This window comes from Psychrobacter sp. UBA3480 (assembly GCF_002377945.1).
Classification (GTDB): domain Bacteria; phylum Pseudomonadota; class Gammaproteobacteria; order Pseudomonadales; family Moraxellaceae; genus Psychrobacter.
Genome location: NZ_DFQV01000028.1, coordinates 69,233 through 93,458 on the forward strand (window position 1 = coordinate 69,233; position 24,226 = coordinate 93,458).

31 protein-coding genes are annotated in these 24,226 nt (G+C 39.4%); 29 read left to right on the top strand and 2 right to left on the bottom strand.

Annotated features, from left to right (window positions below; translation table 11 throughout):
- The first annotated feature begins 51 nt into the window (after positions 1-51).
- From B2863_RS11745 to B2863_RS11760, 4 genes are all read left to right on the top strand, one after another.
- A complete protein-coding gene (locus B2863_RS11745) occupies positions 52-942 on the top strand; it encodes an SEL1-like repeat protein (protein WP_296210836.1) in 891 nt (296 codons plus the stop codon).
- Between the two features lie 659 nt (positions 943-1,601).
- Complete coding sequence (locus B2863_RS11750) at positions 1,602-1,976, top strand: hypothetical protein (protein WP_296210839.1); 375 nt, start codon at positions 1,602-1,604, stop codon at positions 1,974-1,976.
- Positions 1,963-2,472, top strand: coding sequence for a hypothetical protein (locus B2863_RS11755; RefSeq protein WP_296210842.1), 510 nt, complete (start codon positions 1,963-1,965; stop codon positions 2,470-2,472). Before B2863_RS11750 ends, B2863_RS11755 begins: the two co-directional genes overlap by 14 nt.
- A gap of 544 nt (positions 2,473-3,016) precedes the next feature.
- Positions 3,017-3,265, top strand: coding sequence for an EexN family lipoprotein (locus B2863_RS11760; RefSeq protein ID WP_296210845.1), 249 nt, complete (start codon positions 3,017-3,019; stop codon positions 3,263-3,265).
- Between the two features lie 71 nt (positions 3,266-3,336).
- Here B2863_RS11760 and B2863_RS11765 read toward each other — a convergent pair whose 3' ends face one another.
- Positions 3,337-3,636, bottom strand: coding sequence for a hypothetical protein (locus B2863_RS11765; protein ID WP_296210848.1), 300 nt, complete (start codon positions 3,634-3,636; stop codon positions 3,337-3,339).
- A 145-nt stretch (positions 3,637-3,781) separates the two neighbouring features.
- Between B2863_RS11765 and B2863_RS11770 the strand changes: the two genes are divergently transcribed.
- From B2863_RS11770 to B2863_RS11835, 14 genes are all read left to right on the top strand, one after another.
- Positions 3,782-4,321 carry a hypothetical protein gene (locus tag B2863_RS11770; RefSeq protein ID WP_296210850.1) on the top strand — a complete coding sequence of 180 codons (540 nt, stop codon included), beginning with the start codon at positions 3,782-3,784 and terminating at the stop codon, positions 4,319-4,321.
- A gap of 59 nt (positions 4,322-4,380) precedes the next feature.
- Complete coding sequence (locus tag B2863_RS11775) at positions 4,381-4,818, top strand: hypothetical protein (protein ID WP_296210853.1); 438 nt, start codon at positions 4,381-4,383, stop codon at positions 4,816-4,818.
- Positions 4,819-4,960: 142 nt separating this feature from the next.
- A complete protein-coding gene (locus tag B2863_RS11780) occupies positions 4,961-5,380 on the top strand; it encodes a hypothetical protein (RefSeq protein WP_296210856.1) in 420 nt (139 codons plus the stop codon).
- Positions 5,381-5,461: 81 nt separating this feature from the next.
- Positions 5,462-6,739, top strand: a complete 1,278-nt coding sequence (locus B2863_RS11785; RefSeq protein ID WP_296210861.1) for a VWA domain-containing protein — start codon at positions 5,462-5,464, stop codon at positions 6,737-6,739.
- A gap of 262 nt (positions 6,740-7,001) precedes the next feature.
- Entirely contained in the window at positions 7,002-8,288 is a 1,287-nt protein-coding gene (locus B2863_RS11790; protein ID WP_296210863.1) for a pentapeptide repeat-containing protein, read from the top strand.
- Between the two features lie 627 nt (positions 8,289-8,915).
- The gene (locus tag B2863_RS11795; RefSeq protein WP_296210919.1) at positions 8,916-9,224 is read left to right on the top strand and encodes an H-NS histone family protein; all 309 of its coding nucleotides are present in this window, start codon (positions 8,916-8,918) and stop codon (positions 9,222-9,224) included.
- Positions 9,225-9,338: 114 nt separating this feature from the next.
- The gene (locus B2863_RS11800; RefSeq protein ID WP_296210865.1) at positions 9,339-10,199 is read left to right on the top strand and encodes a sce7726 family protein; all 861 of its coding nucleotides are present in this window, start codon (positions 9,339-9,341) and stop codon (positions 10,197-10,199) included.
- Positions 10,200-10,430: 231 nt separating this feature from the next.
- On the top strand, positions 10,431-11,129 hold the full coding sequence (locus B2863_RS11805; RefSeq protein WP_296210867.1) for a thermonuclease family protein: 699 nt from the start codon (positions 10,431-10,433) through the stop codon (positions 11,127-11,129).
- Between the two features lie 62 nt (positions 11,130-11,191).
- Entirely contained in the window at positions 11,192-11,980 is a 789-nt protein-coding gene (locus B2863_RS11810; RefSeq protein WP_296210870.1) for a helix-turn-helix domain-containing protein, read from the top strand.
- A gap of 69 nt (positions 11,981-12,049) precedes the next feature.
- Positions 12,050-13,051, top strand: coding sequence for a WG repeat-containing protein (locus B2863_RS11815; RefSeq protein ID WP_296210873.1), 1,002 nt, complete (start codon positions 12,050-12,052; stop codon positions 13,049-13,051).
- A gap of 197 nt (positions 13,052-13,248) precedes the next feature.
- Complete coding sequence (locus B2863_RS11820) at positions 13,249-13,752, top strand: hypothetical protein (RefSeq protein ID WP_296210876.1); 504 nt, start codon at positions 13,249-13,251, stop codon at positions 13,750-13,752.
- Positions 13,752-14,198 carry a hypothetical protein gene (locus B2863_RS11825; RefSeq protein ID WP_296210879.1) on the top strand — a complete coding sequence of 149 codons (447 nt, stop codon included), beginning with the start codon at positions 13,752-13,754 and terminating at the stop codon, positions 14,196-14,198. Before B2863_RS11820 ends, B2863_RS11825 begins: the two co-directional genes overlap by 1 nt.
- Positions 14,199-14,330: 132 nt before the next feature.
- Complete coding sequence (locus tag B2863_RS11830; RefSeq protein WP_296210882.1) at positions 14,331-15,023, top strand: helix-turn-helix transcriptional regulator; 693 nt, start codon at positions 14,331-14,333, stop codon at positions 15,021-15,023.
- A gap of 57 nt (positions 15,024-15,080) precedes the next feature.
- The gene (locus B2863_RS11835; protein ID WP_296210884.1) at positions 15,081-15,836 is read left to right on the top strand and encodes a hypothetical protein; all 756 of its coding nucleotides are present in this window, start codon (positions 15,081-15,083) and stop codon (positions 15,834-15,836) included.
- A gap of 71 nt (positions 15,837-15,907) precedes the next feature.
- On the opposite strand, the gene B2863_RS11840 is transcribed toward B2863_RS11835, so the two are convergent.
- Entirely contained in the window at positions 15,908-16,423 is a 516-nt protein-coding gene (locus B2863_RS11840) for a hypothetical protein (RefSeq protein ID WP_296210888.1), read from the bottom strand.
- 295 nt (positions 16,424-16,718) lie between these two features.
- Here B2863_RS11840 and B2863_RS11845 point away from each other — a divergent pair, with 295 nt between their 5' ends.
- From B2863_RS11845 to B2863_RS11895, 11 genes are all read left to right on the top strand, one after another.
- Positions 16,719-17,246 (top strand): hypothetical protein, encoded by a 528-nt coding sequence (locus tag B2863_RS11845; protein WP_296210891.1) that lies wholly within the window; start codon positions 16,719-16,721, stop codon positions 17,244-17,246.
- A gap of 277 nt (positions 17,247-17,523) precedes the next feature.
- A complete protein-coding gene (locus B2863_RS11850) occupies positions 17,524-18,174 on the top strand; it encodes a hypothetical protein (protein WP_296210893.1) in 651 nt (216 codons plus the stop codon).
- Between the two features lie 63 nt (positions 18,175-18,237).
- Positions 18,238-18,753, top strand: coding sequence for a hypothetical protein (locus B2863_RS11855; protein WP_296210894.1), 516 nt, complete (start codon positions 18,238-18,240; stop codon positions 18,751-18,753).
- Between the two features lie 87 nt (positions 18,754-18,840).
- A complete protein-coding gene (locus tag B2863_RS11860) occupies positions 18,841-19,401 on the top strand; it encodes a hypothetical protein (RefSeq protein ID WP_296210895.1) in 561 nt (186 codons plus the stop codon).
- Between the two features lie 122 nt (positions 19,402-19,523).
- Positions 19,524-20,069, top strand: a complete 546-nt coding sequence (locus B2863_RS11865) for a hypothetical protein (RefSeq protein ID WP_296210898.1) — start codon at positions 19,524-19,526, stop codon at positions 20,067-20,069.
- Between the two features lie 61 nt (positions 20,070-20,130).
- Entirely contained in the window at positions 20,131-20,793 is a 663-nt protein-coding gene (locus B2863_RS11870) for a helix-turn-helix domain-containing protein (protein WP_296210901.1), read from the top strand.
- Positions 20,794-20,899: 106 nt separating this feature from the next.
- The gene (locus B2863_RS11875) at positions 20,900-22,096 is read left to right on the top strand and encodes a hypothetical protein (protein ID WP_296210904.1); all 1,197 of its coding nucleotides are present in this window, start codon (positions 20,900-20,902) and stop codon (positions 22,094-22,096) included.
- A 129-nt stretch (positions 22,097-22,225) separates the two neighbouring features.
- On the top strand, positions 22,226-22,702 hold the full coding sequence (locus B2863_RS11880) for a hypothetical protein (RefSeq protein WP_296210906.1): 477 nt from the start codon (positions 22,226-22,228) through the stop codon (positions 22,700-22,702).
- Positions 22,703-22,870: 168 nt separating this feature from the next.
- A complete protein-coding gene (locus tag B2863_RS11885; protein WP_296210909.1) occupies positions 22,871-23,008 on the top strand; it encodes a hypothetical protein in 138 nt (45 codons plus the stop codon).
- 283 nt (positions 23,009-23,291) lie between these two features.
- On the top strand, positions 23,292-23,792 hold the full coding sequence (locus B2863_RS11890; protein WP_296210911.1) for a hypothetical protein: 501 nt from the start codon (positions 23,292-23,294) through the stop codon (positions 23,790-23,792).
- Between the two features lie 110 nt (positions 23,793-23,902).
- The coding region (locus B2863_RS11895) for a helix-turn-helix domain-containing protein (protein ID WP_296210913.1) at positions 23,903-24,226 on the top strand (324 nt) is incomplete at its 3' end.

Genomic DNA, 24,226 nt, shown 5'->3' on the forward strand with positions numbered 1-24,226 from the left:
TAGAGGATGTATATGCTTAGCGTTCAAAAGAAGACAACAATAAGCAGGCTTGTGATCGCCATAGGCTTGAGTGTGGCCGTTATGGGCGCGTCTGCAGAGGACTTTGCTTCTACAGCCGCTAAAGCCGACCAAGGCGATGTTTTAGCCCAATTCCAAGTTGGTCAAATGTATGATTTTGGCGACGGGGTTAAACAGGATTTTGAAAAGGCGGTAGAGTGGTATAAGAAAGCTGCCGAAGGTGGAAGCGCAGAGGCTCAATTCAGTTTAGGGATTGCCTACGCAGGCGGCGATGGCGTACCACAGGATAGCGAGGCTGCTATTAATTGGCACTTAAAAGCGGCAAACCAAGGGTTAGCCGACGCGCAGCTGACATTGGCTCAAGCGTACTTTGATGGTGATGGCGTTCAAGAAGATAAAGCTGAATCGACCAAATGGTATTTATTGGCCGCCGAGCAAAATCTTAAATCTGCACAGTACGGCTTAGGTAGAGCTTATGAGCATGGATATGGGGTAGAACAAAGCTATAACGACGCAATAACCTGGTATACGCTGGCTGCTGAGCAAGATGAGGATCGCGCTTGGCGGGCGCTGGCAAGTATATATTATGAAGGTCGCGGTGCCGAGCAGGACTATACTAAAGCCGCTAAATGGTACAAGCTGCTTGCTGAATATGGTGATGCCCCAAGCCAAACCCGTTTAGGCCTCATGCACTACTATAAAGAAGGCGTGCCTCAAAACCATAGTGAGTCTGTTAAATGGTTTGCTAAATCTGCAGAACAAAATGATGCAGTAGGCCAGTTCGCGCTAGCAGCAATGTACGAGCAGGGTGACGGGATTGAACAAAGTCTAAGTAAGGCAACAGAGTGGTACAAAAAATCCTGCGATCAAGACTATGCAATTTCGTGTAAGGGGTATAATAAGTTAACGTCTGCAGAGCGTTGATAGTAATTCACCTACTAGGTGTCGAAAACGCATCAAATGGGCCTAAAAAGCCGTTCTAGCTACTAGGACGGCTTTTTAGTGCTTAAAGCTTGTGAGCGGCAAATCCCGCAATACTAAGGCTATTACGAGTAGCTTGACGTGGACGCTGCAATGACTTAGTGTTTGTATGCGTTAAGATATCAAAATACGCAAGGTTAAGCCGTTGATTCGTAGTCACGAGAAAGCTACGATAGGTCGGATTGGGAGACCCCAATTGCCTTGCACCCTATCTAGGTGGCGTTCTGATAATGCAGCTCTGCCTACCTCAAATCCAAGCCCTACTCCAACGAGTAGGGCTTTTTTTGCATGCAATTTAGAGATGGAGTGCTAGATGCTGCAGCTCATACTGAATAAGTCCGATCTCTACATGCTAAGCAGCTTACAAATCAATACAGGACCTTTTGATAAGGCGGGCAATAAAGTCTCTGTTTGAGCTGAAAATAGTTACAAAATATTTCGTCAGAAGTTTTGGAGGTTATTCATAGTAATGCGAGGTAATGCGAGGTTGTTCGCATCGTACCGCGACAAAAACCATGCCAAGTCTATCGTTGAATAAAAGGCATAAGTAACACGCGGGCTTAGGTGGTATATTTAGAAACAAATAAACCAAAGAGGTGGTTATGTTCGTATTTGAAAACAACGGCTTTACTGAGCGTCAAGACTTAAATGCAATCTATGAAGAGATATTCGATGGCGAAGACGATCTAGATAATGCCCTTGGTGCTGTCGGATTTCAAAAAGAGTCTCGATACTACCATAAGCGCGATACCGGAGGCTTAATGGGAATTGAAGTCAGTCGCCAAATATCGAAAGACATTAGCGTCATTAGCAAAGAGTTTGAATTTTTTGTGGATTGGTTTTGTATGGGAGATTGGATAGGCGTACTAATCAGAAACAAATTAGACCTGCAAGACTTCTTGGCGAAATACTTGCCTGTTGTCAATTTGACAGGTGAACTAACGTACACAGGAGAGTGTTGTAATGACGAAAGCTAAAACTTTGTATAAAGTAAGGGTTCCAGTAACACATGGCAGAAGTAATTGTCATAGCAATAGTGAATGGCACGTATCAGTCATAAAATATGGTAGAAAATACGACATTAGCTGCAGTGAGTATGGCTTCTGCAATATTGATGATCGGGTAGTGCGGGCTATACTTTCACCACACAAGGAATTAATGAGCAAAGCATTTCATGGTTGGTATAAGCAGGGATGGATCACTAGGAATGCAACATGGTCTGGCGTCGGTAATATGAACTCGTATATTGCAGGGATTAAGACAGAAGGAACTGCTTTAGAAATAGCGAAGTGGTTTGAGGGTTTAGCGAAAAGAACATTGGCATCGATACCCAAAGAGGATTTAGATAGAGACTTATTGTTAACTGCAGATGTCAAGATTTTGGCTATTGAAAAAGCTCGGGGATTTTCAAGTTCAATACAGGATGAGGTTATGCAAAAATTTAACAATATTGGCATCCAAGACGCTATCTAAGCGTAGCAAGCAAGAAAAGCCGTTCTAGCTATTAGGACGGCTTTTTTGTGTTTGCAGCCTACCTTCGGGATATGAGGCTACGACAAGGCTATACTAAGGGAACAAGTAATGCGAATTACTAGAACTAGCAACGGGTTTGGGTGGAGGTGGTCGCTACTGCGTAATTCTTGGTGCAACAAAGACCTTTCAAAATCAAAATAATGCAATAAGGTCTAATAATAATCGTTATATTGCACATAGAATCGCTTTTGGGCAAAATTACTTAATAATAATCGCTTAATTCAATTATGATGGGCAATCGGCATAACTGATAGCGTAAAAACAATGATTAATTGCCTTTTTATTAAAATAAATAGTAAATAGTTATTGTAATAGTACGAATTATTGGGTATAATAAGTTATTGATTAAGAGGTTTCATTTATAAAAACCTAAGTCGATAAAATAATTTATATGAAGCAGGTCTTAACTGCAAAGAATGTCTAATTATTTTTACTTCAAAGTAAGCGAATCATTAAAATTAAATTAATCTTTAGAGGAATACCCATGAAACTATTAAATACTGCTGTTGCTGTTGGCTTATCATTAACAATGCTTGCATTAACTGGCTGCGGCGAAGAAGAGTTGCGTAATAGCAGCTACTACAGCAAAAACCCAGACGAGCTAAAGTCAACGCTACAAAAATGTAGAGCTGAGTCTGATAAAGGTAATGTTCTAGAAGGCAACATGAAGAAAAACTGCTCAACTGCAAATACTGTTGCAAGAAATAGAATGATGGCTGCTATCAGAAATTAAGTAGATACAACCTAAGTGAGTACAAGAAAACGCCTAACTAAATGTTAGGCGTTTTTATGTTCATAAACCTTCTAGTATGAATTTTCATCATCAAGCATAACAGGCTCTAAACAGAGTGGGCAAACATACACTAGCACACCTTCCGTTTTGAACCTGGCAGTGGCAGGATTATATTGTAGAGTATCAACGAGCAATGCAGGTTTCGCACCAATATGACTGTTTTCACAGCTGTATATTTCAGATTCTTTGTAGTTCTCTCCAGTAATAGAGAAGTCAGCATAGTTATATCTGTCTTTATCAACTAATGGCATATCGCTAAGCGGGATATCATCAAACGGCATGGGAACAACCTCAAAATAAAGTTTATTCATTGTAAGTTTCATCAGATCATAGCGCAACCATTTATTTTAAATTAAATAGTAAAAAACAATAGACTATGTACGATTTATTGGTTATAATTAATTATTGATTAGGTAACAATCCAATCATTAAGTTAAACAAATAAAAGGTGCTGATGTGAATAACGAACAAATTCAAAATATTGCTATTAATGCCGAAAAAGCATTAACATCCGCAATAAAAAGACAAAGCGTTGTAGATCAAACGTTGTTAATTAGTTTGAGTGATTCACGAGATGTGATCTCGCTTTTAAATGAAGAAGATGAAGATGATTTTGATATGGCACTTGATGTTCTTATTAAGCGCAAATTTGAATCGGTTGACGGCTTTAATGCGGCTTATGTTCAAATAAAATTCATGGTTCATTTCTTTAACTGCGAGTATGATGTGAGTTCGCAAAACTATTTAAAAGGCGATGGAACATGGAAGTTATTTCACAATTACTACCGTGATAATATCCAATGGAGTAACGAAGAAGGCATTGTGATCTCTGAGCAGGATTTAGCAATAACCCGTGAAGAAAGCCAGGCTATTCACGATAGACTGATAACTGGTATTTTTGGTAGTCAAAATGCAAATATTGAGTCGTTTCACTGCGGATTGATAGAAGCTGCCAACACTATGTTTTTAAAATCGACAGACGTATACGGTAAATAGTCAAAATATACCGTTAGATGTAATATTTTTAGCAAAAAGCAGAGTTAAAGGAGAAAGTTATGAAGAATCTGTATGAGTTGGTTCCGGTTGGTCCAGTAGACACCATGGATGATAACGCCCGTATTATATTTTTTATTGTAGGCACCGCAGCAGCAATTTACCTCTTAAGAAACTATATTCCGTTACTGGAACACTGGCGAGAACTTCCAGCACCGAATTCGTATGTGGCAGCGTTTTATCATTATACTTTGGGATACCCAACCGCTGCAGGCAATGCAATATGGGATTGGGCTTCAACACTCCATTTGACACCCTATTTCATGATAAACGCAATTATAACTCTTACGTGCATGATACTGTACTTAGGTTTTCTCTTGGCTATTGCCATCCCTGCATTGAGTGTTTTACGTGGGTTCGGCATAAGTGGAAAACTATTGATAAAACTTTTTGTTGCTCCAGTGATATTTCTTATAATATGGGATTTTTTGACCACTTAGGTTTTTCACATCACATTTAACACCTTAGAGCAGAATTCCTCTGCTTCTAAGGTAGTGGGTAGTTCATTGTTATGCGTTATTGATTAGGCACCACCGCCAGTCATCTAATATTCAAGAAACAGAATTCAAAAGGCGATTGATCATGCATTTACAGTCAAATGGAGAGAAACCACTAACACCAAAGGCACTCGCCAAGGTTAATTGCTTATTGCTAAACGCATCATTAGCATTAACTAACGCACTGAAAGCAACACAAGATATTTATACGGATAATGCAGATAAATGGACTAGCCACAGTAGTATCCGTAATGAAAATCCAATTGTTGAGGTATCGGTAAGATACTACGGGGAATGGGTAGAAGAATCAGAAAGCAACGAAGAGTCGGCTGATGGTCGAACGATTAACGATTGCGACCACCTAGTATTGAAGCATGCCGACGCCGTATCTATTATCGCGCTGATCAACGAAGCGCTAAAGCCTTATAAAAAAGTACAAGTAAGCTGCAGCATTAGTGAAAAATGCTATTTGCGTTTCTCTTTAAGCGTCAAAAAACCAGTTTAAAAGCAACTAAAAACCATCAACGGCTATCAATGAGTGTTTCAAAAAACACTTTAAACCAAACCAAACTGAGGATAACAATACATGCAAACATTAACTGTCGGACAAAGATTGCCGCTCAGCAATCTCTCAATCAATGAAGCAAACCTTATTTCTTTGAAATTTACGCGAGAAGCCTCTATTGACATGGATATTAGCTGCTTTGCGCTAGATAGCTCGGGCAAGCTTATCAGTGATGATTACATGGTATTTTACAATCAGGTATTGTCGCCTTGTGGGGCTATTAAATTGGCGGCTTATGATGCAGATACGTCGGCAGGGAAACGTCTACAGGCGAGTTTTGATGTAAATCTTAGCAACCTACCATCTAATGTGGAAACCCTATACTTTGTACTGTCGGCAGAAACACCCTTAAATCAAGTACAGAGTATGGATGTTGGTATTTGGCAGAACGATCAGAAAGCGAATGCTGGCTTTGCATCCTCTGATTTCGGACAAACTCAAGCAAGTATGTTGATGATGCTTTATCTAAAAGGTGGTGTGTGGCGAGTGACCAGCGTGGCCCAGGGTTTTAATGGCGGTCTGGCAGCGATCGTCAAGCACTTTGGCGGCGATGTCGAAGACGGCGGCAGCGATGCTGTTGTTGCACCAAAGAAGATATCCATTGAAAAGGTCATGCTAGAAAAAGCGCCCAAACTTGTAAACCTTGCTAAGAAGGCAACTATCTCACTTGAAAAAAAGCAGCTGCAGAATCTAACGGCAAAGGTTGCGCTAGTATTGGATGCATCAGGTTCAATGAATCATCAATATAAAAAAGGCGACGTGCAGGAAGTGGTTAATCGACTGTTGCCACTGGCAGTTGGGTTTGATGATGATCAATCATTGGATTGTTGGGCATTTGGTGAAAGGTGCCAGCACTTAGGCGAAATCGATCTTAATAATTATGAAGACTTTATCGATAAAGCAGAAGGTGGCTGGCGTAAATGGAAGTTGGGATCGCGAGTAAATAATGAAGCCGCCGCTATTGCGGCTGTAAATGAATTTTATAAAGACGATGGGAAAGATGTGCCGGTATATGTCTTATTCATTAGTGATGGCGGCGTTCATGACTCGCGCGGGATCAAGGCAAGAATTACAGAGGCAGCAAAGCTACCAGTATTTTGGCAGTTTGTAGGATTAGGCGGTCGTGATTACGGTGTTCTAAAAAAGCTTGACGACATGAGTGGTCGGGTGGTCGATAACTGCGATTTCTTTGAAGTGGATAAGCTTAGTGATATGAGTGAAGAGCAACTCTACGATAGCATGTTAGAAGAGTTTCCTAGCTGGCTAAAAGAAGCGAAGGCTAAGCATATATTGAACTAATTTTTACATATTACAGAAACCGTAAGCCACCTAGTCATCTAGGTGGCTTTTTTTGTAGTCTTAGTTCTATGGTCGGAGTATAACCAATATGCAGACAGGCAAAAGCATCGGAAACGGGTTTTTATAATTAGTTATCTTCTTTAATAAGCTTTAATTATCTTTAATTATCTTTAATAGTGCTTGATAATGTACGACTTATTGGTTATAATAACACTTAAGAAGTAGGCATAAGGTCACTTCAAAACCAATTAAAGGCAATATTATGAATACATACAACCAAATTACCAAAGCACAATTACTATCGATGTTATCTGCAGGTGAGTCGCTTATTGATGTGGATATCAAAGGTGCGCAGTTACACGGAATTCAACTAGAAAACACTTCGTTTAGCGGTCTGGATCTTGAAGGTGTGGTATTGCATGGAGCAGTACTGACAAACATTGATTTCACTGACTCGTGTTTAAAAAAAGCTGTATTGATTGATGCTAAGTTGATTGACTGCAAGCTGGAAAAAGCAGACTTATCTGATGCTGACCTTACTAATTGCCAGATGAAAAATACAAAGGCGGCTTTGGCTAATTTCACTAGAGCTAAACTTTCAAAAGCCAATCTTTCTAAAAGCGACTTACGTGAAGCAATTTTTAAAGAAGCAAACTTAGAGCAGGCCGACTTAACTTGCACACTTATTGAAAAAGCAGTTTTTGAAAAAGCTGAAATGAAACGAGCCAACTTGAGCGATGCCGAAGGGGTAGAGTGTGATTTTTCATTAGCCAATATGTATAGGACTAAAGCGACGAACCTAAAAGCCGAAAGCAGTAGTTTTAAAGATGCTGTATTAACAAAAGCAGATCTTACCAACAGTTTTCTACGTTCAGGAGATTTTGATGGCTGCATGGCTGTAGATGCATTGTTCAAAGAAAGTGATATGAATTCATGCACGCTTACCAATGGTAATTTTGAGGGTACTGATTTCTTTAATTGCGAATTAAGTTATGCCAATTTCCTACGATCGAATATCGAGCGTGCGGATTTCTCAGAAGCACTTATGAATAATGCAGAGATGGAATATGTGTCAGGTGAAGCCGCAAATTTCACAAATGCAAATATTAGTGAGTCCAATCTACAGGGCTCTGATCTAAGTTATGGGGACTTCACTCAAGCAACATTAACATCGATCAACGGTGCTAATGCAAACTTTGAATACAGTCAGGTTGAAGATGCGGATTTTTCTAAAGCAGATTTTGATACAACCCACTTGTCAGGACTAGTAGGGAAAAATGTTAATTTTACAGAAATTAATGCGCAAGAGACTGATTTTTCCTCAAGCAATATCCCAGGCGCGGATTTTAGCGAAAGCGATATTAAAGAATCAGATATGAGTGGTATCAATATGAAAGGTGGTTTTATTAGTAACACTGAATTTATTACAGTTAATTTAAGCAACGCTATACTTGAAAACGTTAGTCATGATCATGTTTTATTCTCTGATATGAATTTTGATAGCGTGGTAGCAGACAGTGACCTAAAAGCGAAGATTGACAGTCTGTAATCTGTCGCTTTATAGCAACAGCAGAGCCGTTCTAGCTTATAGAACGGCTTTTTGATGCTGGCACCGCATGAAGCTGATTTCGGCTTTCGTGGTTGGTGTATGGCGCATTTGAGTCATAGACAGACAAGGCCAGTCGCCAATTTTCAAAGAATAAAAAATTAATAAGTACTTGTTAGAATGTTATTTTAAAATAAATAGTGAAAAAACATAGACAATGTACGATATATTGGCTATAATTAATTTCTGGTCAGGCGTTATGCCGACCTAATTTGTTCATAAATAAGTAAATAAATACGACAAAACCAAACATTTACCTCTGTTTTTGAGCATAAGATATTCGTTTTAGACGAAGTAGTCAGTATTAATCTGGCACTCATCGTTTAGATGTTATGCAGCTTAATAATCAGAATGTTATTATGTGCAGCTTTTCACACTAACTAAGATCAGTAAGTCAGTGAATCACAGTTATTTCGCCACATAAAATATTGATTTAAAAAGCATGTGTTTAATCTGGTGAGTAACTTATAAGCACTTTCTACTCAGTTTTTGTAGAAAATGTTTTGCTCGAAATGGCTTGAGGTTATAAAAACTCAAAGCTTCAATCAACTAAATAAGATGGATGTGATTATGTTAGATATCGAAAACTTAAACGTTAATGAACTACAAGAGCTTATTCAACAGGCTGAGACATTAACTATCCGCAAGCAAGAAAATCAGATGATGGAAGCCTATAAGCAGTTCGAAAACATTGCTAAAGAGTGCAATAGTACGATTAGTGAAATTTTAGGGGCTGGTCGTAAGCTTGCTTCGAAAAGAAGTATTCGTTATGCGAATCCAGAAAATAACGAAGAGACCTGGACTGGTCGCGGTCGTAAGCCTCTATGGTTGATTGCTGCACTTGAAGACGGGCGTAAGTTGTCGGAATTTGAAGTATAAGTACCGCTAAGCTCAGCTCAGTACTAAAGCCTGCATCGAAAGACGCAGGCTTTTTTATAGCAGCAATAGTGGTTATGATTCGAATAATACATAAGCCGTATGGAGCAACCTCTGATGTCAGCCTATAAAGATCTAAGTGGGTTATTTGTTAGAAGCAAGGTTATGAAATATCAGAATGGCGACTTAAGCGCTATTGATAAAGTTCTGCACAAACATTCACTCACCTCTGTATACCAAGGGTTGTCATATTCAGAGGCGTTAAAGAAAATATACCAGTCGCTTGTCATTAATTATCAAAATGAATATGTAATAAAGAACGAATTCTTGAATAGATACCTTGCACCAAATTTAGCAGGTACAGATTCTATTGTTCTTAATGAGCTAAAAATGGGGCCTGCTACCGTGGACTTATGCTTTATTTCAGAAAGTTCATGTGCTTATGAGATCAAAACGGCCTTAGATAGCGATGCGCGCTTAGCTGCGCAGCTAAATACTTATAATCGGGTATTCAATAAGGTTTCAGTTATATTCCCTTTAGAGCATTATTTGAAATATAAGAAGTATGGCGATAGAGCCAATCTGATCGCTTATAGTGACGAGGGGAGGGTGTTTGAGACCATAGGAACCATAAAGCCCAATAGTGCTATAGACGTAGACTCTCTAATGGTCTTTTTACACACGAAAGAATACATGAGCATTGTCAGTACTTACTACGAGAGAGAGATAATTGTAAATGATTTTGAGCGATTTAATGTGTGTAAAGAGATGATCAGGCAAATTCCTTTTGACGAGCTTAACATCCTAGTACTTGATGCTATCAAGAGCAGACGGCTCCAGGTGAAAAGCAGGCGGATTAATAACTTCTTTTTTAGCAAAGAACACAATGAATTGAATCAAATATCGTTAGCACTCAATTTAAATCAGGGTGCAGGGTTGGATTTGGTACACGTACTTAGCAATAGTTTTGTGGATTAGTTTTTAAAATAAACATTGAAAAGGTTGACCGAGTACGATATCTTGGTTATTATATACATTAAAGCTAGGCTCTTTGCCAACTTTGATAAAAATATTCGAAAAAGTGTATGAAAACGTCATTTTTTATAGATATTTAAAATAAATAGTAAATAACTATAGACACAGTACGACTTATTGGGTATAATAATACAAAGAACAGTTAACTCCTTCCAGTATGATTAGGAAAATGAAATGAAGCACCTAACGTTGATTGCAGCGATAAGCTTAGTGGCATTATCTGGGTGCGATTCGGCAGAAGAAATTCAGACTCCGGTGCCAGAGAGCACTGTTACTGAACAATCAATGCCTGATAATGCAGTAGAGCTTGTAGCCCCAGACAGCCAGGACCCTGCGGATTTAATAGCTAGCGCTATAAAACTCGGTAACTTTAAAACCCTAACAGTAACACCGGATGGTGATGTCATAGGAAAGCCAATCAATCCAAGTTTAGCAGATGGATGGAAGCGGGTTAGTGTTAGCGGGGCCAGAGTTATTGACGGCGATACTGTTGAAGTGAAATATGCTGATGGTCGTGAAAGTGATAGAGTCCGATTGATTGGAATCGATGCGCCGGAGTCAAAACAGAAATTTGGCGATGTGAGTAAGTCCACGCTCGAAGAATGCATTGGCGATAAACCGGTTACGATTACCTATAAAGAGATCGATAAATACGGCAGGCTATTAGGAAAGGTTTTTGCAGGTAGTACCGACTGTAACTACAGACAAATGGTCGCAGGATCTGCTTGGCACTACAAACAATATGCTAATGGCCAACCGAATGATGATGCAGATATCTATGCTGATGCAGAGAAAGTTGCTCAGCTGCTAAATCAGGGACTATGGAGCGACATAAATGCTCAAGAGCCATGGAGTTTTCGAAAAGAAAACTAAACGATTAGGCACAGCCAATTTAATTTAATTTAATTTAATTTTTAACTATAGAGGTAATTATTATGAAAAACACTACTGATAAAAAAATCCAGATTTCTGATAGCGATATCAAAGCTATGCATGGGAACCTAATTCTAAATCCGCCAGCAGACAACAAAGAGGCTGGCAAGACGATCATGAAGTACCTTGAGAAGACCGATCTGACAGCGATCGAGTTAGGCGAGATCATGGGTTTTGGTAAACGTAGCCGCGTCTCAATGCTTGAGTTTGAGCATGGCCGTGTGAAGATTAAACCTATCACATATACACTTTTTGCTATTGCGCTAGGTTTCCACCCAGCTTTACCTGAAAAGTTCGACTTGAAAAACAAGCTTGTCTTTACGGTCAACGAAACAGAAGATGTTGATTATGCTCTCTGGTTGCGCGAAGCATTAGACGAACGTGGTCTTGAGCCAGGTAACATGTTTGATCACTTGTCTGCAGCAGGTCAAAAATCTCGCAGCGTTCCTGCAGATGTTATTGAGAAGATCTTATCTGGTGAGTACGAGCCTCTTGCTAGAGAGTGGGGCTTCATTCAGCTAGCGCTTGATAAATTTGTGAGCGGATTTGATTATCCTAAATCTATTCGTGAGTACCGTGAGTCGATTGGTGACTCTCAACCAAACTTTGCACTAAAGGTTGGTCTTGGTGGCCAAACAATTGGTAACTACGAGACAAATGTGATGCTTCCTGCAGATCACGTCTGGGCAGTAATCATGCTAGCTTTAGACATGCATCCAAGCTTCTCTATGTTGACTGGTAATAAAGATGATGCTCCACTTAACGAAGTAGCCGCGGCGGATGTTGCATAAAAGATAATTTACCATGAAGCTTAGTTTGGCAGGTATACGCCAAAACAACTTCGAAAAGGAATATATTTAATGGCACCACTTAGAAGTACTTTGACATTCTTAGCTTGCATTAGCCTGTCACTCGTAGGATGCGACTCTAACGCCGAAGGACAAGATAACCCTCAAAAGAGAACGAATGATAGCTCTGCTGTCACTCAAGACACAGAAGAGAGTCAGTCTACTCAAGAATTAGGTCTGCAGCCTTTTGCTGATAACAGCAGCCACCTATGCGGGTATAAGGACACACAAGGTAAGACTGTTGTGGAAGCTATTTATGACACATGTGGCCCTATGAGCGACGGTATGGCTTATGTAGGAGTGTTCCTGGACGACATGGGAGAGCAGTATAAAATTGGCTATATAGACCATTTGGGGAAAGTTGCAATTCCTTTAGAAAACAAAGTCGATAATGACTGGAAGTTCGATGTCAGAGACTTTAATGAAGGATTAGCGGCGCAAAGTAAAGACGACAAATGGGGTTATATAGACAAAGAAGGCCATGTTGTTATTGATTATATCTATGATACTGCGGGTGATTTCAATGGCGGGGCAGCTGTTGCCTCTTCAAACGACCAGAAATTTGGTCTGATAGATAAAACCGGTAAAGCAGTGGTTGCATTCAACTATGCAGATATTAGTGAGTTCAATAACGGGTTTGCAGTAGCGAAAGACCCCAAGACAAATAAGTACGGGGTTATAGATAACAAGGGCAAAGTTCACGGCGAATTTATGTGGGATGATGCTGGACTTTTCTCGGAAGGATTAGCTGCTGTCGCTATTGGTCAGGGCGAAAGTGTTAAATGGGGCTTTGTTGACGAAACAGGTTCGACGGTAATTAAACCTACATACGATATGGTATTTGTTGATATGGGAGGGGATTCGATAGATAGTATTGGAGGCCTATTCCATGACGGTATGATTGACGTGTATGAAGAAACCCCTAACTCGTTTACCGTGATCACGATAGACAAAACAGGGAAAGAGTTAAACAAGAAGGTTTATGACAACATGATGAGTGCTTTCACAGACTGATTTTTTAATTATTATCATTAATAAAACGGAGCTTCGGTTCCGTTTTATTTTGCCTAAAATACGCGCAGCCATCATCAGAATATATCAACAAAAAGATGCCATTCTTTTTAAAATAAATAGCAAATAAACTTTACTTGTTACTAAAATTTATATATAATTAGTATTAATGATTAACTAAATATTTTAAGGAGAAGATCATGAATGTATCATTGCTTAAGCATGTCAAACAAAGAACTGATAATGATTTCAGATGTATTGATGATCATGCTCACACCTGCATTCTAAAACTAACCGCAGCTGACGCTATCTTTGTTTTAAAGTTTGTTAACATTTCAAAGCCAGCTGCAGTAAAGCAAGTATCTGGAAAAGATCGTAAGCTAACTCAGGTCGAACTAAAAAGTGCTGAAAATTTCTTAAGTGAGTTTTTGTATGGCGCTATCGGTGAGACTTTACTAGAAGATGAAACCAATGTGCTTGTAGCAAAAAAAATTACGCGGGCACTGGGCCATGATTCATTTTTTAAGCATTTAATTTTATCTAAAAAACTGATGGTTAGTGGCGAACGCAACTTCATGCTGGCAGAAGTTGCACACGCGACTGGCTTGGATGTTGCAGACTCTAACGGTTTGGTAGTATCTATTGTGAATCAAGTCACAGAAATCCTAAGAAGCCCTCTAACAGAAAAAAGAGTAGGTGTGTAATGAATACTTTTAGCCCGGTTAACTTATGCAGAGTAGATAAGCTTGATGAGCAGCTAGCGGCAGCAGCCCAAGATATTATTGGGCAAATTAATTGCACGCTATATACGCACGTTAAGACTTTATTTACAAAGCATCGCTATCACTCGCTGCAAAATATTGAAATCAATAGAATTAAAAAGCTGTTAAACCTAAAGCTTTACATTGATTTTAAAAAAGATGCTAAAGCGTTATATATTGATCGTTACTACATTGAAACTTTATTGAGTTTCATAAAAATCAATCAAATCAATTATTCAGCGGGATACTCATTCTTCACTGAGATGTCTAATAGTGTCTATTCGCATCTATTTACCCACGAAGAGAGAGAATGGATTTCTGATCAGAAAAAATGCTTTGAAGCAGGTGTTGCCGCTAGTGCAAAACAAGAGTTTGCACTAGAAGGGTAATATAAGCGTTAATTGCTTGTTACGTTTAATTATATTAATATACCTACTTATTCGACCCGTACCAAAAGCGGCAAGATAAAGTGGGTATTTTTTTGTTTAGAGTTCCAAGGCATTCGTTTATATGGTGAATTAATGAAAAGTAGCGCAATCAATATATTTCTACTAGAGACACCGGCCGATGCTGGAGAGCGCTTGCTGAGCTGGCGTTTGAATGCAAAAATAACTCAAGACGACCTAAGCAAGAAACTAGGTTTGACAAGGCGTTACTCTATTTCTGATTACGAAAGAGGGGAGATACCTATAACAAATGTTATGTACTCATTAGCAGCCATTATTCTTGGCAAGCATCAGAACACCCCAGGGAACATTCGCATTGATAACAAGACGATCGTTTACGATACGCGTCAGATGCAAACTGACGTAGCTTATTTCATCAGCAAAAATCTTAGCAATAAAGGTTGGAGTCTAGAGCGGCTATCGGAACAGAGCGGCATAACAGTAAAAAGGTTAAATGAATATTTAAAGGATAAAACAGAACCAAGCCAGAAGGACTGGGCGGGCATACAAATTGCGCTCGATGAATACGCAAGCGGTTTTAATTACTCAAAAGAGCTGATCGCCGCTAGAAATAAAGCAAATGTATCCCAGAAAGAGGCGGCCAGGATATCTGGCGTCACATCTCAATCTATTTCTAATTTCGAAAACAACAGAACTATACCGAAATCACAAACTTGGTCAGCATTGATGTTAGCACTGGGCTTTCATCCTCAAATCACACTAAACAATAAAGAGATTTCAGAAGATAATATTTTTGGCAAAGTCTAACGGCATTGCCATCTAATCACTTAGGTATAACCACTTGATTAACTCTAAAGGGATAAAATGAAAATATCAGAACCAACTAACTGCGAACTAATAAAGTTCTCCAAAGAAAGAAAAACCGCACTGATTGCAGAAATGAAAAAGCTTATATCGCTAAGTGCGGCATGCGAATACTATCTTGCGTCTCTATGCGAACGAACCGACATCACTGTTTCGTTTGATAAATTCAATCCTAAAGAGTTATCAAGATGGTCTCGCGAATGGGCCAGTCAGGAGCGCTTTAAAAAGCAGGGCGCATTGCAGCAAATACTCTATTCAGGACTTGGTATGATATTTAAAGCCAATGACCCAGTAATCGCAAACCTCTCTTACTGTTATATTGATGTCGCCCAAAAACTCATGTTTTATTCAGGGGATTTTGAGAGTAGTAGAGATTACTTGCAGGCTTTCACTGATTGCTGCAGGGACGAAATAGAAGGCTCTATTAATATAGAGCGGCATGACCAGTTTAAAACAAAAGAGTTCGTGCCAGCAATAGAAGAGCATGAGATAACGCTTAGTGTTGATGAGTGTTTTTTTGTTGTGAAGCTAAAAAAATCATCAGATAAAAAGGGTGCGTTGATTTACTCGATACAGCCTCAACAGCTTGATGAAAGCAACGAGCGATCAGTACTATACAGATTAACAATGTCATACTTGAAGGATATAGTCGGATTATTTGCTTGCGCGCTATGGGTTGATACAACTGGAGAGCAGGTATCGGGCTTTATGGAAGTTTCAATGATTGAATTCACCAAAAGTAGGGTAGTTGGCTAATACCTTATTTTTCTCAAAAAAAGAGGACTCAAACCTAAAGACAGGTGGAGTCCTCTTTTTTTTGCAGGTTTTTAGAATACCCAGCTTAGTATCAATACAGCTACGAACCAAAGAAAAGCAATGATCGCAGGACCTATGGTGATGGCAGCAAAGCCTGCACTATCTTCAAACTTCTCACTAATAGTTTTAGCAATGTAAGCATAGATAGATAGAACAAAAAGAGAGTAGAAAGCGATGCCGATCAACGAAAATATCAAATTTAAGTTAGGGTACGGGGTTAGTTCTAAAAGCTTTAACCAGCGCCAAACCAAGCCAACACTCTGAATGGGTAAGTTGAAAAAGTAGTGATAAAAGGCGGCGATGATATTATAAGGAAAATCAAAGGCGGCATAATTCTTGATAGCGCCACTAAGCCAGTAAATAGCGAAACACAAGCCAGCTATAGGCACCGCAACAGCAAGGCGGATAGCGTTCATGTCATGTATTGTTGCGTAAGAAACCAAGCTTCCGTCCGAGTAGCGGCCAGTACCAAGTACCTTGCTAGCATTAATAAGGTTGTTGCTATTGGAGTTCATATCATTATTCATACAGCACCTCATCTACACTTAGTAGAAATTGATTAAGTCGCATCAAGGATTTACAAACCTTATTAAAACGAAGCTATTTATTAAAATATACATTGATTATAACATATTTTCTATTATTATTTATAGCAATGTTTTCTTTTTTTTAGAGTTCAATCCCTCTTGTACCAAAGGAATCAGAATATTTTTATATTAAATTAAATAGTATTAAAGGTTGATTTTGTACGATTTATTGGTTATAATAAGTTATTGGTTAGGCAGTTAGCCAACCATAAAACTATCAATTGGAGCAAATTTTATGAATTCAGAAAAAAGAACAGCGTTGATCGCAGCAATAACAGCAGCGGCATCAAGCAAGATGAATCCAATCAGTATTGTAGCGGAGGATAATTACGCAAACTTCAAACCAATGTTGAACGACGATGGCACCTACAGTATCTTTGCTGCCGTAGAAATCAAAACGGCTTTCGAGCCTGTACCTGATTTCAAATACAACTTTGCAGATATCAGCTTTGAGGTTCAGTTTGAGCAATGCACGTACAATGCAGACAGTAAGCAGTACGAACAAGCCATTGACGAAACAAGTTACCACATCAGCTATGGCGATTTAGAAAACAACATTATGTTTGGCTACGCTGATAGCGCAGATTTAGAGAGCTGCGTTTGGGCAGATGAGGGTATTGATGAGATAAGCGATGCAGAGGACAATAGTATGTCTGTAGAAATCCTGCACTCATTGTTCCATACAACAGATAATGAGGTTGAGATTATCACAGCGATATTTGATAAAGTCAGCAAAACGACAGATGCGCCGGATGCTGCGTAAGCGCCTTTAACGCATCCTCAAAGCCGTTCTAGCTACTAGGACGGCTTTTTTGTGCGTGAAGCCCGCCTGCAGCAGATGAGAGAATCCTAGTGCTATGGTCATAGGGTAGCTATGGCATTAACAGACAAAAGCGCCGGTAACAGGTCTGTTTAATCACTTATCGCCAGTGGGTTTCAAATAAAAAATTGCATATAAAGCTTGTTTTTGTACGACTTATTGGGTATAATAAGTTATCGATTAGGCAATAGCGCCAATCATAAATATTAAGGTCAAAATTATGTTAAAACCGATCATCGAACCAAATGCCAAGATTGAAAAACGACTGGCCGCCCATGGTCTTATTCTTTCCATGGACTACGACTCAAATACTGTGCCTGGCACCAAAAATATGATTGCCCAGGTAAACTCTTCTAATCTAGCTATATGTAAAACACAAGCTGTGTCAGAAGCGACATTAGATAGTACGGTAAACACTATGATCGATGAAATAGTAGGGCAGATTGACACAAGCCACGCCAACAGCATTCAAGTGAACATAGAGTTCGCTTATAATTTTAAAAATACTGATAACTATATTTCAGATTTAAACGAAATCATCAACGAGCGCTACGGCTTCAAAATGGCAGTTGGCACCGTTGAACAAGACGATTTTTTCGATAAGTTGACCGTAAGTCTTGATAGTATTCCGCCTTTCATCAACATGGCGAATGCCTCACCAATTAAATTAACCGCTGCTATGATGCAAAATATCGGTGAAGTTATAGAAATTGGATATCATCAGCCACCAAAATCACAAGAAGAGGTTTTGGCGCTGCTTAGAACAGAGTCTACCTATGACAGATGGTCGCCTATGCTGAAAGAAGCATTGTTTATGACATTGCTTGAGAATATTGGTGGTGTAAACCTCATATACACTGCGAATAAATAAGATTTTAGGACTGAAAAATAAGAGATAGGCATCTGCCATCCCCAATCAAATAAGGCAAATATTATGAATATGCAGACAAAACAGTTAGCAATCTCCGCAATTTCTGCAGCGATCACACAAAAACTCTCTGACCAAGCATTTATGCCATCAGTAACAAGCATAGAGCCTTACGAGCAAGATGAAGGTTTGTTTTCAATCACAGGCATTGTAGGTATCGAAGTGAAGATAGATGCTGTTCCGGGCTTAGATGCCACCCATGTCGATGTAGCCTTTGAGTGCTTATTCAAAGACTGTAAAATTGATAAAAAGACGCTCGAATATACAGGCGGCTCAGACAATTACCAATTTGTTATTGGTGAGTTAGATCACAATCTGACACTGGCAACTACTACAGGCACTCCTGATGTGCATGACTGGCGCTATCAAGAGCTTTCAAACCCAAACGGTAAAGACAGAAGTGATATAACTAAAGCGGCGCTATCCGAAGCGCTTGCCCGCCTAGAGGATTCTAGAAAAAAAGAGCTTTTAGTCGGCATTTTTGAGATTCTAAAAAAAGAAAGTCCAGTCCATATTGCCTAATACATAACAACACCTGATCTCTACGCAATAAAACGCGTGGTTTTCAGGTATCATTCGATAAATAAAGTAATTCAGTGAGGCTGTATCATGAGTCACATCAATCACCCAAGCTTTCTTGGTAAAGAGAAAGTATCCGAGAAGCCTATATTAATTGGCCATTTATTCAAAGATGTTAAGTTTAGACATAATGGCTGGGTACAAGGCAATACCTTGTATAAAGGTTTTTTTGAACATGGCAAGGTTAAGATTTGGATCAATAGGCATATCTCTCTGAGTCGTGATGAAATTTCAATGGGGTTAAGACATCCTCGTGAGTTCGCATCATTTAGCGCCAATGAAATCTTAAAAATCGTCTATAAAGATGTAAACATTAGAGATTTCACTATTGAGCAACTTGAGCATCTGGTTAAAAAAAACGACAATTTGGCGAAATTAAGCGATGCTGAAAAAATGGTATTAAGATCAGATTGTATAATGTACGAAAAGATCCTAACTAAACGGTACGACGATATAAAAAATCAAGGTGCCCAGGGTGCAGTGCCTGATGCCTTTGCTATACATAACCTGAGACAAGATATGGCACTCTTTAGCATGGAGGCAGATATGACAATCCGTGGGATTGCTGCAGGCATTTATGATTATGATTAACCGCTTTAATAAGCGGTTTTTTTAGCGTTAATGCGTGCAATAGTACGACTTATTTGGTATAATAGTTACAAGAGATAGGCGGTAAGTCGTCTTGATTTTAACTAACCCTTTGGAAGAAAATCATGATTGCATCATTTGAAAAAACTGAAATTAACAGTGTTATGCCAAGCGAGCTACTTGGCACGCCAGCAGAGCTAGCTAGTAGCGTAATCAACATGCTAGGGGTGAGTTTAGAGAGCTTGAAGGATATCAAGCAGTATATAAGCAATAAAGGAGCTTCATTCCTTGAAGAAAGTGGTGATGTTGAATGGGAATGTATGATTGTAGGAACGGGCCAAGACTTGTTTTATGTGCGACCTATGCTGAGCGAGAGTTATTACGACTGCTACAAGGATGATGAGTGCGTAGGAGCGGGAATGGATTCATATCAGCTTGGGTTAGTTGCGAGTACTATCGGCCTTCACGAATATGGAGTCAAAACAAAAAACGAAAAGCTTGTGGATAAGGCCTTATTACTTGCTGGACATGTAGAGTGTACGACAGGAGATCTAATTAGCGGTTACGCTAAAGCCAATCCTGACTGGATTGAAGATTCCCACGAAGAGCCTGAGCATATCGTACTAGCTGCAAGCTTTCTTTGCGACTTTCAAGCGTGGTTCTACAGATAACAGAATACAATAACCAATCGCCAAATTTGCACACCCAAAACTCAGCATAAGAGATCTAGCTATGAGAAATACTGACAACGTAGAAACAAGTACTACCAACACTACAAGAGAAAACCACCACAAACCTGCCAGCGATAACGCCAAGACATTGGCGGAGAGACTAGAGCAGTCCTTGGATGAGAACAACCTAAAGCAAGTAGATGTGTCAAAGGCGCTAAAAGTTAGTAAGGCAGCCGTCAGTAAATGGCTCTCCGGTGCATCAGAGCCATCGCGACAATACTCAGACATGTTGGCTGAGCTGTTGAATATAAACGTAGACTGGTTGTGTTATGGCGAAGGAGCCAAGGAAAAATTACTGCGCGACGATATATTCGTACATCCGACAGAAAACTGTTCGATTGATGATCATTATGTTGTTGTTGATGATAGCGACGACCTATCGTTTCTTGGGCGATTACTCGCTAAGATCGATACGCGCAAAAAAGACACAGTTATCACGTATGCTTTTTATGAGACAGCGGGTGGTAGTTTTATTGGCAGCATAGAAGAGATGAGTGCTTCAAATAACGATGTAATTAGTTCAGATGGGGCGGTGTTTAATACTGAAAATCCGTCGGAGGACATCGGTAACATGATTTATAGTTTTTTTGGTAAAAGTCCCATGGCCAAAATTTTGTATAAAAAAATCCCTATTGAGGTCAAGTACTTTATAACCATTGACTAAGCGCGCAGACCACCAGTATATTTTTAAAATAAATAGCGATAAGCCTTGTTATAGTACGACTTATTGGGTATAATTAATTATAATCAATATACAAACAAGGTTTGTTATGAACACTTCTAAAAACAAAATTATCTTGGCCACTCGCGATCGCGGTGACTCTAATCCAGTAATTGTCTCAACAAGTATAACGAGCACTAACGAGATATATGAAACGTTATCCAAATGGCTAATGGCCAACTTCAATATCAGTGCCTGTTATCGGGAAACATCTAATATTGACGATGGCTTCACCATGTACTCTTACTTTGTGAAAACCCTCTGCGGAAAGAAAGATGCTTGCGTGTATAAACGTCAAGCACCAGGTGTCTCTATATCTAATAACAGTGAGACTTGTGACATTCAAGACATACCTGATGGTGAACTGGTCTATCTAATATATGGGTTAACACTACATGGCTATTTGAGCGATTCAGCCAACGAAGGTGGCGTCACGCAATATGTAAGAAATGACGGACCAATGATCATTCTTGCTTGGCTAGAACCAAGCTTAAGGAACCCAGGAGCCCTGTCAATAAGTAACTTTGCTACAAATGATCCGGCGTTGGTTACAGTGGGGCGTAGTGAGACGTTAGGGAGCGGCGTGTTTACCGGCGGCGGCAAAGAGATAATCTTCAATGGCCGATATCCGTTTGACGTAAGCTTAATGCCAATCACGGATAAAAACCTCATTGATAGCAGCTTGCTGCTCTCTTACGAATTCATGCATGCTTTTAATGCGTGCAGCATGAAACAGTTTCAGTTCTCATGCGAAAGAAGCGGGCAAATCAAAGAGGCTAGTCATGTAGGACGCAATGGCGACTTGCAATCCTTTAGTGCAAGCTCACTACTACAAGACTCAAAAGCATCTAGTATTTTCTACTGGAGAGCGCTTAGTAACCACCTGTTCAACAACAATGCGAAGGTAACATTGCTGGCCAATAAAAAACGTGGGGAGAACTTATCTTCACACCTAATAGCGTCTATTGGTGACAATAACCAAGCACGTCAAACTTTGTCAATCTCGCTACATAAACATCAAGATCCTGTTACGGATGACTACTTCACTTTGTGTTGGTCTAAAGAATCTAATGACAGACGATTCTTATCGCAAAGCTACCATATCCATACCAGTGGCGACATTGCTGAAATTATTAACGAAATGGCGGAGGCTTTAAAAGACCATAATAATTTATACAAAAACGAAGCCGCTCTCACTAGCTTGATAAGCGGCGCTTTCAACGAATGTAATACGTTAGCAGCATAATTCAATTCAAGGATGTCAAAAATGAAAAGAAACTACTTCAAAATAACGGGTTTGTATCAATCTCATTCCGAGATAAAGCAAGATTTCGTAGAGTGGTTGGCCATTACTCTTAGTACCAACGACGGGGATATGACCGTACATGTTCCAGGGTTAGATACCGGCTATGAGCAGCTGCCCAAAATTGAAGACATAAACAGTTGGAGTAAAGGACAAGCGGTGACAGTAAGCGGTCATATATTTTTGCTTAGCGAAGAGCATATTCAGCTTGTTGTGACCGACATTACTGATGCAGAAAACGATAAAGAGTCACACATAGCAGAGTATGGTGTCTATGCAAAGCTAATCCATAAGAAATTGAATCTTAATGAAGATGAGCCGTGGATAGAGGTGCAGACCTTATTCTGTCAACATGAATGGAACGCGCCGCCACATAAGCTAGTAAATGATGAAGAAGGCAATATGATTGTGTTTGGTTCCAAGTTGAAGCCTGAATGCTTTGAGAGCGGAATCAACATAATGGATGATGTTCTAATGAAGGGCCATTTGGTACGGCGTGCCAGCGACAATAAATTGTGCTTGGACGAACACAGCGGGCAACGTGCCTAAATTTACTACTCTTGCTAAATATCATTAAATACAAACGATTAATGTAATATTATTATTAATATTTATTTCAGTTTGTTGTACTTTTTATATTGTTATGTTAACTGGCAGTTGGTATAATATAGCTCTGGATTAGGCGGTTGCCAATCCTTTACATAAAGAGGAAATACCATGATTACTACTACCAAAAATTTTAGCGAGAAAGTAAAAGTGTCAGCCTTAAATACGTTTTTTTCTATTTGGCTTTTTACCATCACAGTTGCAACTGTCATAGCTGTGCTTTGGGGCGTCTTACCTGAATTTTTATAAGCCAAATATTGCGTATTTCGATGATAAAGCCGCCCTAGCTACTAAGGCGGCTTTTTTGTGTTTAAAGCCCACCTGCAGCGGATGAGGGAATCCTAGCACTATCCTCATAGGCTGGTGGAGATATAGAAGTGCTGGATCTGTTATGTGTGAACAGCCAAAGGTGTCTACTAACCGACACCTCTAATTGGGGAATTTAAATTCAACCTTTGACAATGTACGACTTATTGGGTATAATAGTTATAAGAGATAGGCAATTAGCCATCTAAAATCAAAGGAAGTTATTATGAGAAATGTTAGAGTACAAGATGTCGTCGCTGCCGTTGGTTATGCTATTGAATCAAGTGTTAAAAGTACTGGTACAGATGCGTTTGACATAAAGCTAATAAAGGCCGAAAGCAGTAAATTATTAGTAGGCTTAGGGTTTTTAGTAGATATAGAAGCTGTTGATGATTTTGAGCCAACACAAGCTCTTGGACAGCTAACCATCGAGATATACGAATGCCAGTACGACGAAGAAAACAAAGTTTTCATTAAGGACGGATTTTACAAAGCCAGCTGCGATACCTCAGAGAATCTAATTTACTGGGGTGATGGTAGTCTTAATAAGTCAGAGGCTGATATTAACCAACTAAAGGCGCTAGACGACAAAGACGCGGTTGAGCTTTACTACAGTCAGGAGCTTGTTGCGGAGATTGGTCGGTACATCAATTTTGGCGACAAGTTCATGGATGACGTTATTCATATCGCTATCAAAACCGCGAAAGAGGACGCCATCCGACATTAGGGTGGCGGTGAATTTCGCATCATTTTTAATGTTTAAATCACATAACATGCGCCTGAATTTGGTATAATAATTAATTATTATAACGCCTTGTAACTTATGAAGAGTGTTGCATGAAAATCAACAAAGCGTATAAATTTAGGCTTGAGCCTAATGCAGAGCAGGAGGTTACTCTAAATAATCTTGTCGGCTCTGCACGTTTTGTTTGGAATCAAATGCTGGCGATCTCATTTGAGATGTTTGCTAAAGATGAGTTTATCAATGCCACCACCCTCGTTAATAAAATCATGGATCTAAAGAGTAATCCTGATTTTGAGTTCTTAAAAACAAGCTCTAATGCCGTAACCTTACAACAGAAAGTGCGTGATCTTGCTTCGGCTTGGTCACGATTCTTTGACCCCAAAGTACACGCCAGACTCAAAGAAAATAAAAAGAAA

Bases quoted from the DNA above. Each gene is read 5' to 3' on its own strand.
- B2863_RS11750 (WP_296210839.1), top strand. From the start codon at position 1,602: ATGTTCGTATTTGAAAACAACGGCTTTACTGAGCGTCAAGACTTAAAT.
- B2863_RS11755 (WP_296210842.1), top strand. From the start codon at position 1,963: ATGACGAAAGCTAAAACTTTGTATAAAGTAAGGGTTCCAGTAACACAT.
- B2863_RS11760 (WP_296210845.1), top strand. From the start codon at position 3,017: ATGAAACTATTAAATACTGCTGTTGCTGTTGGCTTATCATTAACAATG.
- B2863_RS11765 (WP_296210848.1), bottom strand. From the start codon at position 3,636: ATGAATAAACTTTATTTTGAGGTTGTTCCCATGCCGTTTGATGATATC.
- B2863_RS11775 (WP_296210853.1), top strand. From the start codon at position 4,381: ATGAAGAATCTGTATGAGTTGGTTCCGGTTGGTCCAGTAGACACCATG.
- B2863_RS11780 (WP_296210856.1), top strand. From the start codon at position 4,961: ATGCATTTACAGTCAAATGGAGAGAAACCACTAACACCAAAGGCACTC.
- B2863_RS11785 (WP_296210861.1), top strand. From the start codon at position 5,462: ATGCAAACATTAACTGTCGGACAAAGATTGCCGCTCAGCAATCTCTCA.
- B2863_RS11790 (WP_296210863.1), top strand. From the start codon at position 7,002: ATGAATACATACAACCAAATTACCAAAGCACAATTACTATCGATGTTA.
- B2863_RS11795 (WP_296210919.1), top strand. From the start codon at position 8,916: ATGTTAGATATCGAAAACTTAAACGTTAATGAACTACAAGAGCTTATT.
- B2863_RS11800 (WP_296210865.1), top strand. From the start codon at position 9,339: ATGTCAGCCTATAAAGATCTAAGTGGGTTATTTGTTAGAAGCAAGGTT.
- B2863_RS11805 (WP_296210867.1), top strand. From the start codon at position 10,431: ATGAAGCACCTAACGTTGATTGCAGCGATAAGCTTAGTGGCATTATCT.
- B2863_RS11810 (WP_296210870.1), top strand. From the start codon at position 11,192: ATGAAAAACACTACTGATAAAAAAATCCAGATTTCTGATAGCGATATC.
- B2863_RS11815 (WP_296210873.1), top strand. From the start codon at position 12,050: ATGGCACCACTTAGAAGTACTTTGACATTCTTAGCTTGCATTAGCCTG.
- B2863_RS11820 (WP_296210876.1), top strand. From the start codon at position 13,249: ATGAATGTATCATTGCTTAAGCATGTCAAACAAAGAACTGATAATGAT.
- B2863_RS11825 (WP_296210879.1), top strand. From the start codon at position 13,752: ATGAATACTTTTAGCCCGGTTAACTTATGCAGAGTAGATAAGCTTGAT.
- B2863_RS11830 (WP_296210882.1), top strand. From the start codon at position 14,331: ATGAAAAGTAGCGCAATCAATATATTTCTACTAGAGACACCGGCCGAT.
- B2863_RS11835 (WP_296210884.1), top strand. From the start codon at position 15,081: ATGAAAATATCAGAACCAACTAACTGCGAACTAATAAAGTTCTCCAAA.
- B2863_RS11840 (WP_296210888.1), bottom strand. From the start codon at position 16,423: ATGAATAATGATATGAACTCCAATAGCAACAACCTTATTAATGCTAGC.
- B2863_RS11845 (WP_296210891.1), top strand. From the start codon at position 16,719: ATGAATTCAGAAAAAAGAACAGCGTTGATCGCAGCAATAACAGCAGCG.
- B2863_RS11850 (WP_296210893.1), top strand. From the start codon at position 17,524: ATGTTAAAACCGATCATCGAACCAAATGCCAAGATTGAAAAACGACTG.
- B2863_RS11855 (WP_296210894.1), top strand. From the start codon at position 18,238: ATGAATATGCAGACAAAACAGTTAGCAATCTCCGCAATTTCTGCAGCG.
- B2863_RS11860 (WP_296210895.1), top strand. From the start codon at position 18,841: ATGAGTCACATCAATCACCCAAGCTTTCTTGGTAAAGAGAAAGTATCC.
- B2863_RS11865 (WP_296210898.1), top strand. From the start codon at position 19,524: ATGATTGCATCATTTGAAAAAACTGAAATTAACAGTGTTATGCCAAGC.
- B2863_RS11870 (WP_296210901.1), top strand. From the start codon at position 20,131: ATGAGAAATACTGACAACGTAGAAACAAGTACTACCAACACTACAAGA.
- B2863_RS11875 (WP_296210904.1), top strand. From the start codon at position 20,900: ATGAACACTTCTAAAAACAAAATTATCTTGGCCACTCGCGATCGCGGT.
- B2863_RS11880 (WP_296210906.1), top strand. From the start codon at position 22,226: ATGACCGTACATGTTCCAGGGTTAGATACCGGCTATGAGCAGCTGCCC.
- B2863_RS11885 (WP_296210909.1), top strand. From the start codon at position 22,871: ATGATTACTACTACCAAAAATTTTAGCGAGAAAGTAAAAGTGTCAGCC.
- B2863_RS11890 (WP_296210911.1), top strand. From the start codon at position 23,292: ATGAGAAATGTTAGAGTACAAGATGTCGTCGCTGCCGTTGGTTATGCT.